We start from the raw sequence: 18,174 nt of genomic DNA on the forward strand, positions 1-18,174 counted from the left end.
CCCGTTCAGTACGGTTTGAAATTGCCGCCAGAGCGGCCCGGCGCGGACAATTTGGGTGCTGCAGAGCGCGGCAGTGCTCCACGGCGCTCCGGCGCTGTTGCCGCATGGCGGTCTTGCACCCTGGGCGCTTCGCCACCCAGGTTAAAGAACGCTACCGATTGCTGCAACTGCTCGGCTTGACCCGAGAGCTCTTCGCTGGTGGCCGCAAGCTCTTCGGAGGCGCTGGCGTTCTGCTGGGTGGCTTTGCTCAGCTGGCCCATGGCACCACCGATTTGTGTCACCGATTCACTTTGCTCGCTGCTGGCAGCCGCAATCTCCTGCACCAGTTCGCTGGTTTTCTGAATGCTGGGCACGATGGCATCCAGCAGCTTGCCCGCACGCTCGGCCGTGGTGACGCTGTTGCCAGCCAATTCACCAATCTCCTTGGCAGCCTCCTGGCTGCGCTCGGCCAGTTTGCGCACCTCGGCAGCCACCACGGCAAAACCCTTGCCGTGTTCACCGGCGCGTGCCGCTTCAATGGCGGCGTTCAGGGCCAGCAAATTGGTCTGGTAGGCAATGTCGTCGACGATGCCAATCTTGGCCGCGATTTGCTTCATGGCGATCACCGTTTGGCTCACCGCACTGCCACCGTCCACCGCCTCTTTGGTGGTTTTGGTGGCCATGCCGTCAGTGACGCGGGCGTTGTCGCTGTTTTGGGTGATGGAGGCACTCATCACATCAATCTGCGAGGTGGTTTCTTCGACGCTGGCAGCTTGTTCGCTGGCAGCTTGCGACAGAGATTGGGCGGTGGCAGACACCTGGTTGGCCGCACCGGTGAGGGCATCGGCAGCACCGCGCACCTCACCAATGACCTGGGTCAGGTTTTCACTGGAGGTGTTGACACTGTCCTTGACCTTGCCAAACAGGCCTTGGTAGTCACGCGTCATGCGCTGGGTCAGGTCGCCCTCAGCCACCGCAGTCAGCACGCGCGCCACATCATTCAGTCCCTGCTCGCAGGTTTCAAGCAGGGTGTTCATACCCTCTGAGATTTTGCGCAAAAATCCGGTCTTGCTTGCCAGGTCGAGCCTGCCGCTGAAGTCTCCTTGCGTGGCAGCCACCACCATGTTGTCAACCCCAAGCTCGGCGGCCACTTCGTCAGTGCGGTCCAGCCAATGCGTGATGCGTCCAACAGTCTCACCATAGCTGTCCAACACGGGCTGGGCCCGCAGTCGCAATTTGTGGCCTTGGACTTCCATGTCCACAACCTCCCCTGACTGCACGGCGTGGTCAATGCGCACGGCATCTGCCGGGTCGTTGAACAAACTGGTGAGCTTGCGGCCATAAAACTTGTCAATATCAAAGCCCGGACCTGCCAGCAGCTTGAGCAGGCCAACAGCCTGGGGCGTGGCGCGCATCAATTCACCGCCAAAATCAGACACCGTCACCGCCACTGGCAAATTCTCCATGGCGAACTTGATGCGCTGCTCCCCCGTCACATCGGTGGCAATCTTGACCACCTTCAGCACCCGCCCCATTTCGTCGGTCACCGGGTTGTAGACGGCCTGCAACCAGACCGCTTTGCCCCCTTTGCCCACCCGCTTGTAAGTAGATTTTTGTGGCTTGCCAGCCTTCAGGTCAGCCCAGAACTGCGAATAAGCAGGGCTGGCAGCATCAGATGGAGCTACAAACAACCGGTGGTGCTGCCCCACTGCTTCCACACGGCTGTAGCCCATGATCTGCAAAAAAGTGTCATTGGCCTTCAGGACGTGTCCACCCAAGTCAAATTCAACCATGCCGTAGGTCGCGTCAATGGCAGCCAGCACGCCACGCGCATTTTGTCGCTCGGTCTCGGCCTCAGTGATGTCGTAACGCACACCCAGGTACTTCATAGGCTTGCCGTTGTCGCCCATGATGGGGGCAATGACGGCATCCACGTAGTACGGCACACCGTCTTTGGCGCGGTTTTTGATGATGCCGCGAAACATCTCACCGCGCCCGATGGTGGCCCACAACTGCTTGAAGGTGTCCTTGGGCATGTCGGGGTGGCGCGTGGTGCTGTGCGGGTGGCCCACCAGTTCGCTCTTGCTGTATTTGGACACCTCGATGAACTTGTCATTGACGCTCAGGATGTCGCCCTTTTTGTCGGACTCAGACACGATGGAGGTCATGTTCATGACGTCGGTGCGCACCTTGAGCTCGGCCTCTAAAGTGGCCAGGCGCTGGTTGATTGCAGCGCCATTGAACAGGCGATCCATCAGGGAATAAGACTTGGGCTTCATGGCGTGTCCTCGTTAACGTGAAATAGCGCAATGCCGGTGTTCGTGGTCATCCCAGCACACGACGCAACGTGGCAGCCAACTCACGCGGCGCAAATTTGCCCACATAACCATCGGCGCCCACGCCCTTGACGTGGTTCTCGTTGGTGGTGCCGGTCAGGGATGAATGAATGACCACCGGAATGCCTTTGAAGCGCGCGTCCTGCTTGATGAGACGCGTCAGGGTAAAGCCATCCATTTCTGGCATTTCGAGGTCGGTCAGCACCACCGCTATCTTGTCTTTGATGCGCCCACCGTCAAGTTTGACTTGATCGGCCAACGCCTGCAAATAGTCCCAGGCTTCCTTGCCCGTTTTGGTCATGACAAATTCAACACCCATGGCTTTCAAACCCAACTCAATCACCGAGCGAGCCACGGCGGAATCGTCTGCCACCAACACCCTGGAGCCGGGCGGCAAGACCAGCTCCGGTCCGACCACTTCACGGGTAATTTCCTCTTTGGTGGCGGGCATGACATCGCGCAACACCTGCTCCACATCCAGCACCTGTGCCAGGCGGGTATCGGGGTTGGCGCCATCGAGCCGGGCAATCCCTGTGACCAACGCACCGGCATGTGTGCCTTCTGCGGGCAACACCTGGTCCCACTCAAGCCGAACAATCTCACGCACATCTTCAACGGCAAAGGCCTGCACGGTGCGGCCAAATTCGGTGACCATCAAAATGGTCAAGCCCATCTTGGGAGTGCACCCCACCACCGCAGGCAAGTTGATCACGGGAATGATCTGACCACGGATATTGGCTACACCAATCAGGTGCTGATGCGAATTGGCCAATGCGGTGATCTTGGGCATCACCAGCACCTCGCGCACCTTGAACACATTGATGCCAAAAAGCTCGCGCTCACCTGTGCTGGGGGCTTCACCCAATCGAAACAACAACAACTCAAACTTGTTGGTGCCCGCCAACCGGGTGCGTTCTTCAATGTCTTTGTCGTGTGGATTCATGGTCTTGGGCAATCATTAGAAGGGCAAATTGGAAGGCATTATTTGTCAGCCAAGACTCACACAGAGCCGCGCTTCATCCTGCCCAATGTGGCGATCACCCGGTTGGATGCCGTGGTGAATGCCGAGCGGGGGCCAATCATGTCGGTGGCGGCGTCAAAGCGGCGCTGGTTGATGACTTGCGCCACATCACCCGCGCTGTGGTGAAAGTGCTTGTGCTCATCTACGAGCTTTGCAAACTCGCTACTTTGGCCAAGCGCTGCCTTGCCTTCCGAGTAAATCCATTTACCTAGTTCACATGCATCATCTCGTGCAATGGTCTCGGCTTTGAGCTGCTCCTGCTGGCTGATGGCCGCCCTGAATTTGGTCTTCCACTGGGCATGGGCCGTGATCACCTTGTCAAAATCCAGGCTCAACCCTGCATCGTGCCGCATTGGCACGCCAACTGATACCCCTAACTGAGGCCTCTTGACGGCGAGCGAGGCGAAACCTCTCGATGCGCCTTGACGCGCGTGGCGGTCTGGTACGGGCGGTGCATCGTCGCCAATATTGAAAAACGCTATGGTCTGCTGGAGCTGCTCAGCTTGCCCTGAGAGCTCTTCACTGGTGGCAGCTAGCTCTTCACTGGCACTGGCATTTTGCTGCGTGGCTTTGCTCAGCTGCCCCATGGCCCCGCCAATTTGCGTGACAGATTCGCTTTGTTCGCTGCTGGCGGCGGCAATTTCTTGCACCAGTTCACTCGTCTTCTGGATGCTGGGCACAATGGCATCCAGCAACCGCCCAGCCCGCTCTGCCGTGGTGACGCTGTTGCCGGCCAACTGACCAATTTCTTTGGCGGCTTCCTGGCTGCGCTCGGCCAGCTTGCGCACCTCTGCCGCCACCACGGCAAAACCTTTGCCGTGTTCGCCAGCGCGGGCGGCTTCAATGGCGGCGTTCAGGGCCAGCAAATTGGTTTGGTAGGCAATGTCGTCAACGATGCCGATCTTGGCGGCGATCTGCTTCATGGCGGTCACGGTTTGACTCACCGCGCTGCCGCCATCCACGGCTTCCTTGGTGGTTTTGGTGGCCATGCCATCGGTCACTTTGGCGTTGTCGCTGTTTTGGTTGATGCTGGTACTCATCACGTCGATGCTGGCGCTGGTTTGGTCCACGTTGGCGGCCTGTTCGCTGGCGGCCTGGCTCAGGGACTGCGCGGTGCTGCTCACTTGGTTGGCTGCGCCGGTGAGGGCATCGGCGGCAGCGCGGACTTCAGCAATAACCTGAGTCAGTTTTTCTGACGTGGCGTTGACGCTGTCTTTGACCTGTCCAAACAAACCCTTGTAGTCGCGGGTGATGCGTTGTGTCAGGTCGCCTCGCGACAGGGCGTCAAGGGCCAGGGCGGTGTCCTGCATCACCCCGTCACTGGTTTCAACCATCTGGTTGATGCCATTGGACAGGTTGACAAAGAAACCGGTTTTACCCTCCAGACTCAAACGCTTGCTTAAGTCCCCCTGCGCTGCGGCATGGACCATGTGGTCAATTTCCTCTTCAGCCGCCAACTGCTCAGTCACGTCTTGCCACTGACCGACTGTGCCCAGGCGCTCGCCGCTTTCGGTCAAAACCGGGGTGGTGGTCAGGTCATACATGCGCCCGCCCAGCATGAGCCGACTACGGACGGTTGCGGTTAAGGCACGCAGGCGCGCCACAGCCGCTGTCGGATCAGCGTAAAACATGCCAACGCTTTGCCCCACCACTTTGTCTGGCTCAAACCCCTCAATCTGCTTCTTAAAGCCTTGCACGTTGTGCCGCAGGGTGGCGTGCAAAGCGTGGTTGATGTAGATCACGATGCCATCGTCGTCGGCAATGCGTACTGGCAGGCTCACGTTGTCCAATGCCAGGCGGATGCGACGGTTTTCATTGGCAACCACGCGCTCCTGCTCTTGCGCCGCCAATTTTTCAGCCGCTGCAAGTTGCTCTGCCGCCACCTTTTGGGCCATGGCTTTGAGTGACTCGTTGGTCTGCGCCAGCGACTTGGCAAACGTGCCGCGCAAGCCGGTTTCTTGCGCCAGCCTGAAATACTGGCCTTGGCTTGCGTATTGCAGTGCCGTGGCCTGCTCCCTGAAGCACGCCTCCAGTTGGTCGAGCATGTCGTTGAAATCCCAGCAAACGTCATGAAACAAGCCACTCACCGGCAGTTTGTGCAAGCGCTTCCCGAACCTGCCATGTGCCACTTCTTGCGCAATGACCTGAATCTCTCGCACATAGCGCTGTTGGCGCTGCAAGCGGCGCTGCCAGGCCACCAGACACACCAAAGTCGGAACCAACCAGATCAAAACAAACGCACTCCAGCCCTCATGCCAGCTTTGCAGCGCTGCCCCTGCGAGCAACAATGCGCCCATCACCCACACAAAACTTGCACCTTCAGAGCGAGAGGATGAGCTGTTCATAGCTGACTCCTTTTTGTTTCAGAATGCCGTTCAACAACACCAGCGAGGCCTCACAAGCGTCCTTGGGGCCAGCAAAACGCTCTTCTTCAAGCATCAGCTTGTAAACATCCGTGACGACCGCAATGGCGGCAGGCTTGGCCTTGCGCCGCACCGAAAAATACCCCACTGTGTTGCCTTGCTCATCCAGGTCTGGTGTGATGTTGGCAAACACCCAGTAATAACTACCGTCTTTGCTCATGTTTTTCACATAAGCAAAACATTCCTTCCCAGTTGCCAGCGTGTCCCACAAGAACTTAAAAACACCCCGCGGCATATCGGGATGTCGCACGATGTTGTGCTGGGCACCCAGCAGGTCGCTTTCGGCGTAACCCGAAAACTCGATGAAGACCCGGTTGCAGTAGGTGATGCGGCCTTTGAGGTCGGTTTTGGAGACGATGAAGTCATCGTCCCTCATCACCCGCTCTTGCTGGGTGGGCTCGGTTTTGTATTTCATGGCATCGCCTTCAAAAGTAGCCTCAGGCCTGATTCAATAGAGCGTTCAATAGGGTTTGAAGTTGCCAGAATCGCCCCGGCGCACCGCCGCAGCAATCAATGGGGTATGGGCGTGCTGCCTGGCTTGGCCTGTACTGGTCCGGCGCTCGGGCGCAGCCAATGCATGGCGGTCACGCACCGGGGCATGGCCTGCGCCGGTGTTAAAGAATGCAATGCTTTGCTGCAGTTGTTCGGCCTGGCCCGACAGCTCTTCGCTGGTGGCCGCCAGCTCTTCACTGGCACTGGCGTTTTGTTGCGTGGCTTTGCTCAACTGCCCCATGGCGCCGCCAATTTGGGTGACCGATTCGCTTTGCTCTGAGCTGGCGGCGGCAATTTCCTGCACCAGCTCACTGGTTTTCTGGATGCTGGGCACGATTTCATCGAGCAGTTTGCCGGCGCGCTCTGCTGTGGTCACGCTGTTGCTTGCGAGTTCGCCAATTTCTTTCGCCGCTTCCTGGCTGCGCTCGGCGAGTTTGCGCACCTCTGCCGCCACTACCGCGAAGCCTTTGCCGTGTTCGCCAGCTCGCGCGGCTTCAATGGCGGCGTTCAGGGCCAGCAAATTGGTTTGGTAGGCAATGTCGTCCACGATACCGATCTTGGCGGCGATTTGTTTCATCGCCTTGACGGTTTGGCTCACCGCTTGGCCGCCGTCAACCGCCTCTTTGGTTGTTTTGGTGGCCATGCCGTCGGTCACTTTGGCGTTGTCGCTGTTTTGGTTGATGGAGGCGCTCATCACGTCGATGCTGGCGGTGGTTTCTTCGACGCTGGCGGCTTGTTCGCTGGAGGCTTGGCTCAAGGACTGCGCGGTAGCGCTCACTTGGTTGGCGGCTCCGGTCAGGGCATCTGCGGCGGCATGGATTTCTTCAACAATGGCGGTGAGTTTTTCCGCGGTGCTGTTGGCGTTGTCTTTAACTTGGCCAAAAATGCCGTTGTAGTCCCGGGTGATGCGGTGTGTCAGGTCGCCGTGGGAGAGGGCATCAAGGGCTTGGGCGGTGTCGGTGATAACGCCTTCGCTGGTGTCAATGAGTTGGTTCATGGCGGTAGCAAGTACACCAAAGAAGCCGGTTTTTCCATCCAGATTAACGCGGCGACTGAGGTCGCCATTGGCTGCAGCGTTGACGATTTCGGATACTTCGTTTTCCGAGGCGATTTCGTCAGTGCGGTCCAGCCATTGAGTGATACGGCCGATGGGCTCACCAGCGCTGTTGTGCACGGGGCGCGCCAACAGGCGCAGTTGGCGGCCCTGGATGGCCATGTCGACGGTGTCGCCGGAGCGCACGGCTTGGTCAAATTTGCTGGCGTCGTCCGAATTCTTGAACAGGCTTGAGAGTTTGTTGCCGTAGAACTTGTCGGCATCAAAAGTGCTGCCGCCAAAGATTTTGAGCAATTCCTTGGCCGGTGGTGTGGCGTGCACCAGCAAGGCTTGGGCGTTGGAAACGGTGACACAGACCGGCAGGCTGTCCAGGCTGAGACGGATGCGTTCATTAAAGGCTGCCGCTGCCGCTGCGTTTTTCATGGCTGCTTGCACTTGGTCAATGGCTTCGGTGATGCGGGCTTTTTGGCCCGGCAGGCGGTCCATTTGCACGTCAAGATTGCCCGAGGTGTAAGCACTGACAACTTCCACCACCTGCAGCTTTACAGCAATGTGAGATTGCACCAGGGTATTGATGGACTGCGCCATGCCACGGTAAGCCCCTTCCAGCTGGTTCACCGGCATGGTGAAGTTCAGCATGCCAGCCTCATGCTGGCGCGCCATTTCGGTTTGTGCTGCTTCAAATTCTTTCAACGTGCCTTGCATCTTGGCAAGCGGCGCCATCAACTGGCCAATTTCACTGTCATCGACTGCAATCGAGGCGTTCAGGTTGCCCGCAGCCACTTCACCGGCCACACCCAGCGCGCGCGCCAGCGGACGGGTAATACTGGCGGTGACCAGCCAGGCCACCAGAGCAGCCAATGCCACAGCCACCACGACGATCAGAATACCAATTTGCGACACTTGGTCTGCCTTGGCGGAGGCTTCCGCCAAATCACTGGTCATTTGCGCAACTTGTGCGTTCACAAAAGGCGCCAGTGCCTTTTGCAGTGTTTCACTGGCCGCGTCAAAGCCTGCCATCTGCTTGTTACCTGTGGCTGGGCCACCCGCCACGAAGGCTTGGGCCATGGTATTGCCAATGGCAAAGTAGCTGGCGGCGTCGGTTTTGAGGGTTTGAACCAACTTGACTGAGGCTGCGTCGTCGCGGCCTGTGAAATACTTTTCGAATTTGGCCAGGCCCGCGTTCAGTTCATCAAAGTTGGCCTGGGCATTTTTGAACCCATCGTCGAGCCCGTCCTTGCCCTGAGTGGCAGATACATCTGACAAAAACTGCTGGATCTGCACCACGTTTTTGTCCACCGCCGTGGCCAGCAAGGCGTATTGCACACTTTGCTCAGACACTTGGGTCAGGCTGTGCCTGACCTGCGCAAGCTGACCGGAAAACCAAAAGGTAAAACCGAGGAACAACGCAATCGGCAAGGCAAAGCCCAGCAGAATGCGCGTTTTGATGGAGATTTGGCTGATGCTCATAGGGTCCTCAGAAAAAAGTCAAGCCGCATGGCCTTGTTCGGCCAATGCCACCATGTCGTCAATATTGAGTGCACGCTCTGGCTCCAGAATCACAATGAACTCTGAGCCCACTTTGCCCAAGCCACGAATGAACTCCCGCGCAATGCTGGTGCCAAACTGGGGCGGCGGCTCGATTTGCGCTGCGGCGATGTCAATCACCTCACTGACGGCGTCCACCAGCAAACCCAACTCCACCCGGTCGCCATCTGGCCCCACGTCAAAAATGATCACGCAGGTTTTTTTGCCCACTTTGGCCCGGGCCCGTCCAAAGCGTGATTGCAGGTCAATCACCGGCACCACGGCGCCGCGCAAATTGATGATGCCGCGCACAAACTCGGGCATCAGCGGCACCACCGTCATGGCCCCGTGCTGGATGATTTCTCGCACACTGCGAATGTCCATGGCGAATACCTCGTCACCCAGGCTAAAGGTGAGGTACTGCAACGTGATGTCATGGGGGGGCTTGTGGCCACCGGGCAGCGAGCCGGATGCCGCAGTTAGCGCGTGGTGATGCGTCATGGGGTGACCTCCGTTCGACTCGTATGGGCAGCAGTGTGCAAGTCTGAAGTGACCAGGTCGCCCAGTGAGCCAACATCCAGAATCAGCGCTACCTCGCCGCTGCCCAAAATGCTGGAGCCTGAAATGCCGCGCAGTGCTTTGAACAAACGACCCAAGGGCTTGATCACGGTTTGTTGCTGACCCATGAGCACTTCAACCTCAATGCCGTAGTGCCCCTTGGACGAGGCCACCACTACCACGCTGGTGCGCTCGGGCAATGTTGATTCAACACTGTAGAGTGTGCGCAACCGCACCACAGGCAACACATTGCCGCGCAGCTCCACCACGTGGCGGCCGGTTTTGTCGACCCGCAGATGCTGCCCGCCGGCCTCGATCACCTCCACCACCGAGCCCAGTGGCAGCACAAACTTGGCCTTGCCAACGCCGACTAAAAAACCGTCGATGATGGCAAGTGTGAGCGGCAAGCGAATGTCCACCTGCAAGCCCTTGCCAGGGCTGCTGTTGAGCTTGAGGTTGCCGCGTAGTGCCTCAATATTGCGCTTGACCACGTCCATGCCCACACCCCGCCCAGACAGGTTGGTGACTTGCTCGGCCGTGGAAAACCCGGGCTCAAAAATCATCATGTTGATGACGTCATCGGAGGGCACCACGCCTTGCTCGATCAGCCCCTTGTTCCAGGCGCGTTGCAGCACACGCTCGCGATTGATGCCGCGGCCATCGTCTTCGATGCGAATCAGAATCGCGCCGGTTTCGTGCTTGGCGCTCAGCGTCAGTTTGCCAGCTGGTGGCTTGCCTGACGCGATGCGCTCTTGCGGAGGCTCCAGACCATGGTCCAGCGAGTTGCGCACCAGGTGCATCAACGGGTCGGCAATTTTCTCCACCATGGATTTGTCAAGTTCAGCCTCGCCACCCACAATCTCGAAATTGACCTCTTTGCCCAGGCTGCTGGCGGTGTCACGCACCACTCTGCGGAAGCGGCTGAAGGTTTCACCCACCGGCACCATGCGCAAGCCAAGCGTGCCATTGCGAATTTCTTCGATCAGGCTGTTCATGTGCAGGTTGGCTTCAATCAACGCCACATTGCGGGTTTCGCGCGCCAGCAGGTTGGCGCCGGCACCGGCAATCACCAACTCACCCAGCAGGTTGATCACTTCATCGAGCCGGTCAGCTTGCACCCGAATGAAACGGTTTTCTTCGCCACCGCTGGACTCTCTGGTTTTTTGCTGCTTGCTCAAAGCCGCTTCGACCACCTCGGGGGCAACGCCGGCCCCAGACTCTAATAAATCACCTATTTTGGCCTTTAACCCTGATACAGATTGCGTAGACCGCTCTTGATTTAAGAGTACCTCAGTCAATTTATCCTGACTGACGGCACCCACTGAAACCAGCATGTCGCCCAATCGCGGCGTGGCCGACATGTCTTCAATGGCACGCACCAGCTTTTGCTCAGCGCTTTCAGGGGACTTGATGTCAAGCTCGCAGTCATCGGCCACAAAGCTGAAGGCACCCTCAATCTCATCGCGCGAGGCAGCAGACTCAAGTTCCATGACAAAACTCAGGTAGCAGGTTTCGGGATTGAGGTTGACCAGCGTCGGCACGCTGTCTGTGCCGCACACCATGGATTTGACCTGCCCCAAACCCGTGAGGTAGCGGGCAATCGATAAAGGGTCCATGCCGTTGCGAAACGTTTCAGGGCCAAAGCGGGCCGAGATTTGCCACAGCTGCAGACCTGGCGTGCCGGCAGACTGCGCTTCAAAGGCACCCGACGCTGCGGCGGTCGCCGGCGCAGCCTTCACAGCGACGCCTTCGGTGTAGGCGCGCAATTGGATCACCAGATCAGCCCGCAGGTCTTTCTGGTCGGGCGTGTCGGCAGCCTCGTCGCTGGCGGCGTCGACCAAAAATTTAATCTGATCGTTGCACTGCAACAGCAAAGTGCTCAGCTCAGGGCTGAGGGTGAGCTTGCCCTCACGCATTTGGTCCAACAAGGTTTCCACGTGGTGGGTGAACTCCACCACCTTGTTCAGGCCAAAAATGCCAGCCGAACCCTTGACCGTGTGGGCGCAACGAAACAGGGAGTCAAGCAACTCGCGGTCATCGGGCTGCTCTTCAAGCTCAAGCAGCAGGGTCTCGATGGCTTCGGTTTGCTCGCCCGCCTCGCTGATGAAGGCGGGCATGGCGGCGGCGATGAAGTCGCGGTCGGCGTCAGATACGTTTTTCATGGCGCGGCCCTTTCAAGCAATGGCGATTTGTTCGTTGAGCCAATCGCCCAAGCCCAAGGTTTTACCAGCGTCAAGCAGTGCGTCGCTTGGATCCACCAGCCGCCAGGGTTGGTCCATGTGCGCCAGTGAGGCCAGCAACTGCAAGCCCGAGCCATCTATTTCGCTGACTAGTGCTGCTGAAATTTCCACCACTTTGACCGACTTGGCGCTTTGCTCTGTCACCCAGGCCAACAGTGCGTCGCGCGTTTCAAGGGCGCTGTAAATGGTCATCTCTTCGGGGAGCTCAAATGGCTTGCTCATGGCGGTTTCCTGGTGGCGAAGAAAAAATGCAGCGGCATCGGGGCACGCGCAACGTGGCAATCCAGGTGCGCGTGGCTGCGCCGAATTTCAGCGTCTGCTAAGGCAGGCAGAGCTTGGATACGGCATTGAGCAAGGAGGCTGGGGAGAACGGCTTGACCATCCAGGCACGGGCACCGGCTGCCTTGCCTTCTTCTTTTTTGGACTCCTGGCTTTCGGTGGTAAGCATCAGAATCGGCAAAAAGCGGTAGTTGGGCAAGGCCTTGGCAGCTTTGACAAATTCAATGCCGTTCATGCGCGGCATGTTCACATCACACACGGCCATGTGAATCTTGCGGCCATCAAGCAGCGCCAATGCCGCCTGGCCATCACCTGCCTGCAGCACCTCGTAGCCAGCGCCTTGCAAGGCCATACACACCACCTGGCGCAAGCTGGCGGAATCATCAATTACCAATATGGTTTGTGCCATTTCAATTCACCTCATCAAAAAAAAGTGGTTTCGTCGTCTGCGGCAGCCGCTGCGGCGCCATCGGTGTGCTGTTGCCGCTGGTCGGTCATCACGTACTGCGATTCAAGTCGGGCAAGCCAATCTGCGGCACTGAAACTGTCTGCTGGCGTTTGCAGGGCACTTTGCAGGCGTTCAATGTCTTCATGCAGCAGGGTCATCATCTGGCTGATGCGGTCCTGGTACTGAAAGCCCTTGTACATGCGTTCAACCTGCTGGCTGACCATCTGGGTTTCGTGCTCAAAGGGTTTTGCAATTTCTTCGATGGCATCCACCGTGGTGTGGATCATGGCCATGACTTTTGCAATGGCGGCTTGCGCTTCAGGCGTGCAGCCCCCCAGTACCGGTTGCAGCGCCAGATCACAGGCTTGCGCCAGTTGGGTAATGCCGCCTTGCTCCTGCGCAAGCGCCGCTGAAATCTGTTTGGATTGGCGCGACGCCATGTCCAGGTGCGGGCCAATCTCGGCAAAAGCAGAGAGCATTTCTGCCACCGCAGTTTCGGATTGGCTGCGCGAGGTGGCCAGCTGGCGCGCCCAAACGGGCAACACCTGAGAACTCAAGGCCACCAGGGCTTGGGCTTGGTCTGTAGAAGCACCGCTAACCTCATGAGCGCTGAGCTTGTCAGTTGGAGAGAGAGGGGCTTGACTCATGTTTCGTCCGGTAAGGCGGTAAAAAAATATGCCAGACTATGCCGGGCATTTAGATGTCCAGCCACTGGGCACTCAGGTAGCAACCGCAGCCCACCAGACGGTTATCGTCCAGTGGAATCACATACGAGGTCTTGGCCTGAACTTCATGCGTGACCGGGTTGGTGATGGTGTAGTTGACCCAGCCACCCTGCTCGTTGTCGCAAACTTCCCAGGCATCGGCCACCAACTTGTCGGCGTCCAGACCGACGATGGTGTGCAAGTCGGTGCCGTCTTTTTCAGGCATGGCTCCATGAACCCGGTAATGGCCAGAGCGGTCAAGGACGAACACATACAGGTCGCGGTCAATGAAGTGGCCCTTTGGGTCATGAAAGTCACGCACGGCCTGCTCATAACCGGCTGAGCGAATGTGCACCATGGCATCAAACGCCAGCTGACGCGCCTGATCAGCCGTGCCTTGGCGCAGCTGCATGTCACCCACCGAAATTTCCAGCGTCGAGGCCTGGGCAATCATGCGGTCTGAGTTAAAACTGGCACGATTGACCAGTTCGGCGTTTTCATGGGTGAGCACATCCAGGTCACCCACGGCATTCACCACTTCTTCAAGCGCGGCACTCTGCGAGGCACTGCCTTCAGCCATGACATTGACATTCATGGCGATCTCGCCGATACCGGAAATCAGGCTTTCCATGGTCTCGTTGATCTGTTTGATGTTGCCCACGGTTTCCCCCACCCGGGTGGACGACTCGGCAATCAGGCCACGAATTTCAGCCGCCGCGCCCTGGCTACGCTTGGCCAGGTTGCGCACCTCGGCGGCCACCACAGCAAAGCCACGGCCCTGTTCACCTGCGCGTGCCGCTTCTACCGCCGCGTTGAGCGCCAGCAGGTTGGTCTGAAACGCAATGCCGTCAATTACCCCGATGATTTCGGACATGCGCTTGGATGTGACCTCCAACGGACCCATGCTTTTCATCGCTTGGTGCATCATCTTGCCGGCGTTGTCAGCTTCCTGGTGCAGGCTGGCGGTCATCATGCTGACCTCTTGTGCGGCCTGCGCATTGCGCGCCACGGTTTCGCTTACGTGTTTGACGTGCAGAGAGGTTTGCTCCAGGTGCTGACCTTGCGCTGCCGCCCGCTCGGACAGCGAGCGGGTGTCATCGACGAGTTTTTTGCCGGTGTCGCCCAGCATCACAGCAGCGGTGCGAATGTTGGCCACCATGCTTGACATGTGGGTGATCATGGTTTCCAGGTGTTTGCCAAAGTTACCCAAGGTTCGGGTGCCACCAAACGACTTCCCCGTCAAATCGCCCATGGCCGCGCCCTTCATCACGGCCTCGGTGCGGTCACGCTCCACCCTGGTGATGCAAAAAAAGGCAAGTTGCATGTAGATCCACAACAACACCGCCAAAACGACAGCCACCACAGCCGCTATTCGGTTGCTGAACACAACGTCACTGCCCACCCATCGAAAAGCCACCCCAATGGCCAGAGCCAGCAAAAGCGGCAAGGGCAAAATCCAGAACCGCGTGGTGCCTTTCAAAGGCCTCAACAGGGCAACGCCAGGCGCAAGCAGGTTCATGGTCAGCTTAAGAGTTGGGGAAGTTAAGTAATGCCACGCCTGTCATTTCAGTGCCTGCTCAATTTTGGCTTTCAGTGTGGTCAGGCTTGGCGGCTTGACGATGTATGCGTGTGTGCCCAATGGCATGGCGTCTTCCAGTGTGGCGGTGCTGGCATCGGCACTCATAAAAATCACCTTCATATTCTTCACCAGTGGGTTGCTATGCGCGCGAAGCTGGCGCACAAAATCCAGACCATCCATGGGCTGCATGTGGATATCGGTCAACACCAGGTCGGGCTTGAATGTCACGATGGCGCGCAGTGCACTTTCGCCATCGGTGGCGGTCTCGACTTGTTGCAAGCCCAGACGTCGCAAGCTGTTGACCACAAAGGTGCGCATGACAGCGTCGTCATCGACCACCAAAATTCGTGCGAGATTGAAATTCATGATTGATTTTGTTTTAGGGTAAACCCTGGCAGCCTGATCGCTTCCAACAACTGCTGTTCCACAATGAGCTTAGCAGCATTTATGGGAGGCGATAACCGACGTTTCAAATTTAACTTTGTGCCAGAAAATCCCGGATTTCACCGAGCAAACCTTCCAGGCGAGGCGCCAGTTCGGCGTACAACGGGGCCACTGTGGTGGCGATCTCTGCTTTACTAATCTTTTCAACCTCTGTGACCCGCTCTATCAGCGCGTCGGACGCAAAAATGGGCAAATAACCCTTGATGGCGTGTAACAGCCGGTTGGCACCGACGACGTCGCCGCCGGCCAGCATCACCGCAATCTCTGGCAAATTGCCAGCCATGCTCTCTTGTACCGTGTGCAGAATTTTGCGCAACGAGGCTTCAGAACCCATCATGGACACGCCCCGCGGCACATCCAGATCAGAAAATTGGTGAGCGCTCATGGGTTAATTCCAAAGTGAAAAAGTTTTATTTTAGGGGCCTGCTCTCATGGGTCAACACTTTAGCTTAAGTCGATATCGGACCAAACCCGACCATCAGCCGCTACCACCCAAACCCCAGATGCAGCGGCAAGTACACCGCCATGCCCGACACAATAGTGCCAAGCACAGCCTGGCCTTGGCCCTTGCGCCAGAAAAAATAGGCGGCACCGGCCAACGCAGCGTAAATGCGGGCATCTTGCCACGTGGTGATGAGTTGGCCCTGGGTCATGAATACCTCAGGGGCCACCACGGCGGCCAGCGCCGCAATGGGCGCGTATTGCAAGCCGCGTTGCGCCCAATGCGGCAAGTGCCAAGGCTGGTTGCTCATGAAAAAGAAGCAGCGGGTGAGCACGGTGATCAGGGCAAGACCGATGATCACCGCCAGCGTCCAGAGGTCGGAGCCGTTCGAATTGGGGCCCATCATGACGGCACAACCGGCGCTTTGGGCCAGGTTTCTTCGATGATCAGACACAGCGCCACCGCACTCGCGATGGCCACCACAATGTTCAGCTTGAGCGGCAAGGCATAGGCCACCACCGCCGCCATACCGGCCACCCCGGCCGAGACACGCCGCAAATGGCTGGACGCCAAGGAGCAGCCCACCCCGAGCAGCGCCAAAATGCCGGCAAAACCCAGACCCCAATGCGTCGGAATCACATTGGCCAATGCAATGCCGAGCAAACTGGCACTTTGCCAACTGAGCCAATTGAACAGACTGCCGCCACTCAGGTAGGCCAACTGCTCACGCTGCTCGGTGTCGCCAGCAGGCGGGTGGCGGAAGTGCCGGGTGAACAACACATAACTCAGGTCAGCCGTGAGGTAGCCGTGAAACAGCCGCCAACGCAGCGGCAGGTGCATCAAATAAGGACGCATGTGGGCACTGAACACCACAAAACGCAAATTCACACAAAAGCTGGTCGACAAGATCACCCACACCGGCGCCCCCGCTGCGATCAAGGGCATGGCCGCCAGTTGTGAGCTGCCGGCAAACACCAGCAAACTCATGGCCACCGCCTCAAACGTGCTCATGCCCGACTTGACCATGGCCACACCAGTCATCAAGCCCCAAGCGGCCAGGCCTGGCGACACCGCAGCCATTTCACGCAGGCCACGAGCAAAGGCCGGGTGTTGCCACCAGCCGCGCGCCTTGGCGTGCCACCGGCGCATCAACCCAAACCCTGTCCGACTTGCAAGGGGTTACCGCGCAGAAATTCGGCGGCCGCCAGACGCTTGCCACCAGGGCGCTGAAGCTCGGCAATGAGCACTATTGAGTTCATAGCTGCCACCGCAATACCTACGGGGGCTAGAGCCACTATTTGCCCATAAATCTGGGTGGGCGGGGGCACACCTTCGCCAAGCTCTGCCGCCCAAACCTTGAGCACCTCACCATGTAACAAGGTGCTGGCGCCAGGAAATGGGTTGAACGCGCGTACGCGTCGGGTGATGGTGAGCGCGGGCAGGGCCCAGTCGATGGTGGCCTCGGCCTTGTCAATTTTGTGCGCATAGCTGATGCCCTCAAGCGGCTGGGGCACCGGCTGCAGCTTGCCCTGGATGGCCAGTTCAAGCGCTTGCACCATCAGCTGGCCGCCCAAATCGGCCAGGCGGTCGTGCAGCACGCCGGTGGTGTCGGTGGGCAGGATGGGCAGCGCCTGGGTCAGCAGCATGTCGCCGGTGTCTAGTCCCGCATCCATTTGCATGATGGTGACGCCAGTTTGCACATCACCTGCTTCAATGGCGCGGTGGATTGGCGCCGCACCGCGCCAGCGCGGCAACAAGGAGGCATGGATATTGAAGCAGCCCAAACGCGGCACATCCAGCACCCACTGCGGCAGGATCAGGCCATAAGCTGCCACCACCATGGCGTCGGCCTGCGCAGCCTCGATGGCTTGGCGGGCGGCTTGCGCGTCTTCGGGGTATTTACCGTCAAGACGCAGGCTGCGCGGCTGTGCCACCGCCATGCCGTGGTCAAGCGCAAACTGCTTCACCGGCGAGGCGTGCAGCTTCATGCCACGCCCGGCCGGACGGTCTGGTTGGCTCAGCACCAACACCACCTCGTGGCCGGCCGCGTGCAAGGCACCTAAGGCAACGGCAGCAAACTCGGGCGTACCAGCAAAAATCACCTTCAATCGCGGGCCTCGCGCTGGGCCTTGATCATTTTAGTTTTGATGCGGTTGCGTTTCAAGGGCGACAAATACTCGACAAACACCTTGCCCAGCAAGTGGTCCATTTCATGCTGAATGCACACCGACAGCAGGCCGTCGGCCTCAATCAGACGCAACTGGCCATCGGCGTCAAGCGCTTCCACCTTGATCAGGTCGTGGCGCTGCACGCCATCGTAAATGCCGGGCACCGACAGGCAGCCCTCTTCGTTCATGTGCATTTCAGGGCTGGCCCAAAGCGTTTTGGGGTTGATCAGCACCAGCGGCGTATCACGCCCCTCGGAGGTGTCAATCACAATCACACGCTCATGCACATCAACCTGGCTGGCGGCCAGGCCGATGCCTTTGGCCTCATACATGGTGTCAAACATGTCGGCAATCAGGGTCTTGATGCGCGCGTCAACGGCGTGCACGGGCTGGGCCACGGTGTGCAGCTTGGGGTCGGGATAACAAAGAATTGGGAGTAGAGCCATGGTGTCGCTTCAAAGAAGGTGGTATTTTCGCCAT

Annotated in this window: 17 protein-coding genes; all 17 read right to left on the reverse strand. The window is 58.4% G+C overall.

Features of this window, described 5'->3' with window-relative positions; all coding sequences use genetic code 11:
- Positions 1–5: 5 nt before the first annotated feature.
- Positions 6–2,258 carry a methyl-accepting chemotaxis protein gene (locus tag PHQ58_RS14010; RefSeq protein WP_300111926.1) on the reverse strand — a complete coding sequence of 751 codons (2,253 nt, stop codon included), beginning with the start codon at positions 2,256–2,258 and terminating at the stop codon, positions 6–8.
- Positions 2,259–2,304: 46 nt separating this feature from the next.
- Entirely contained in the window at positions 2,305–3,258 is a 954-nt protein-coding gene (locus PHQ58_RS14015) for a chemotaxis protein (RefSeq protein WP_300111928.1), read from the reverse strand.
- A gap of 56 nt (positions 3,259–3,314) precedes the next feature.
- On the reverse strand, positions 3,315–5,681 hold the full coding sequence (locus tag PHQ58_RS14020; protein ID WP_300111930.1) for a methyl-accepting chemotaxis protein: 2,367 nt from the start codon (positions 5,679–5,681) through the stop codon (positions 3,315–3,317).
- Positions 5,656–6,174, reverse strand: coding sequence for a PAS domain-containing protein (locus PHQ58_RS14025; RefSeq protein WP_300111932.1), 519 nt, complete (start codon positions 6,172–6,174; stop codon positions 5,656–5,658). Before PHQ58_RS14025 ends, PHQ58_RS14020 begins: the two co-directional genes overlap by 26 nt.
- A 45-nt stretch (positions 6,175–6,219) precedes the next feature.
- A complete protein-coding gene (locus PHQ58_RS14030; protein WP_300111933.1) occupies positions 6,220–8,775 on the reverse strand; it encodes a methyl-accepting chemotaxis protein in 2,556 nt (851 codons plus the stop codon).
- An 18-nt stretch (positions 8,776–8,793) separates the two neighbouring features.
- Positions 8,794–9,333, reverse strand: a complete 540-nt coding sequence (locus tag PHQ58_RS14035; RefSeq protein WP_300111935.1) for a chemotaxis protein CheW — start codon at positions 9,331–9,333, stop codon at positions 8,794–8,796.
- Positions 9,330–11,552, reverse strand: a complete 2,223-nt coding sequence (locus PHQ58_RS14040; protein WP_300111937.1) for a chemotaxis protein CheA — start codon at positions 11,550–11,552, stop codon at positions 9,330–9,332. Before PHQ58_RS14040 ends, PHQ58_RS14035 begins: the two co-directional genes overlap by 4 nt.
- A 12-nt stretch (positions 11,553–11,564) precedes the next feature.
- A complete protein-coding gene (locus PHQ58_RS14045; RefSeq protein ID WP_300111938.1) occupies positions 11,565–11,852 on the reverse strand; it encodes an STAS domain-containing protein in 288 nt (95 codons plus the stop codon).
- Between the two features lie 97 nt (positions 11,853–11,949).
- Positions 11,950–12,318, reverse strand: coding sequence for a response regulator (locus tag PHQ58_RS14050; protein WP_300111939.1), 369 nt, complete (start codon positions 12,316–12,318; stop codon positions 11,950–11,952).
- 14 nt (positions 12,319–12,332) lie between these two features.
- On the reverse strand, positions 12,333–13,004 hold the full coding sequence (locus PHQ58_RS14055; protein ID WP_300111941.1) for a hypothetical protein: 672 nt from the start codon (positions 13,002–13,004) through the stop codon (positions 12,333–12,335).
- A 49-nt stretch (positions 13,005–13,053) separates the two neighbouring features.
- Positions 13,054–14,580: a methyl-accepting chemotaxis protein gene (locus PHQ58_RS14060; RefSeq protein ID WP_300111943.1), complete on the reverse strand. Its 1,527-nt coding sequence runs from the start codon at positions 14,578–14,580 to the stop codon at positions 13,054–13,056.
- Positions 14,581–14,622: 42 nt separating this feature from the next.
- Positions 14,623–15,006: a response regulator gene (locus PHQ58_RS14065; RefSeq protein ID WP_300111945.1), complete on the reverse strand. Its 384-nt coding sequence runs from the start codon at positions 15,004–15,006 to the stop codon at positions 14,623–14,625.
- Between the two features lie 109 nt (positions 15,007–15,115).
- The gene (locus PHQ58_RS14070; RefSeq protein ID WP_300111947.1) at positions 15,116–15,469 is read right to left on the reverse strand and encodes a hypothetical protein; all 354 of its coding nucleotides are present in this window, start codon (positions 15,467–15,469) and stop codon (positions 15,116–15,118) included.
- Between the two features lie 100 nt (positions 15,470–15,569).
- Positions 15,570–15,932 carry an AzlD domain-containing protein gene (locus PHQ58_RS14075; RefSeq protein ID WP_300111948.1) on the reverse strand — a complete coding sequence of 121 codons (363 nt, stop codon included), beginning with the start codon at positions 15,930–15,932 and terminating at the stop codon, positions 15,570–15,572.
- On the reverse strand, positions 15,929–16,675 hold the full coding sequence (locus PHQ58_RS14080; RefSeq protein ID WP_300111949.1) for an AzlC family ABC transporter permease: 747 nt from the start codon (positions 16,673–16,675) through the stop codon (positions 15,929–15,931). The genes PHQ58_RS14075 and PHQ58_RS14080 overlap by 4 nt, the downstream gene beginning before the upstream one ends.
- On the reverse strand, positions 16,675–17,634 hold the full coding sequence (gene fmt, locus PHQ58_RS14085; protein WP_300111951.1) for a methionyl-tRNA formyltransferase: 960 nt from the start codon (positions 17,632–17,634) through the stop codon (positions 16,675–16,677). Before fmt ends, PHQ58_RS14080 begins: the two co-directional genes overlap by 1 nt.
- The gene (gene def / locus PHQ58_RS14090) at positions 17,631–18,140 is read right to left on the reverse strand and encodes a peptide deformylase (protein ID WP_300111952.1); all 510 of its coding nucleotides are present in this window, start codon (positions 18,138–18,140) and stop codon (positions 17,631–17,633) included. The genes fmt and def overlap by 4 nt, the downstream gene beginning before the upstream one ends.
- Positions 18,141–18,174: the final 34 nt, after the last annotated feature.

This window comes from Rhodoferax sp. (genome assembly GCF_028688795.1).
Classification (GTDB): domain Bacteria; phylum Pseudomonadota; class Gammaproteobacteria; order Burkholderiales; family Burkholderiaceae_C; genus Rhodoferax.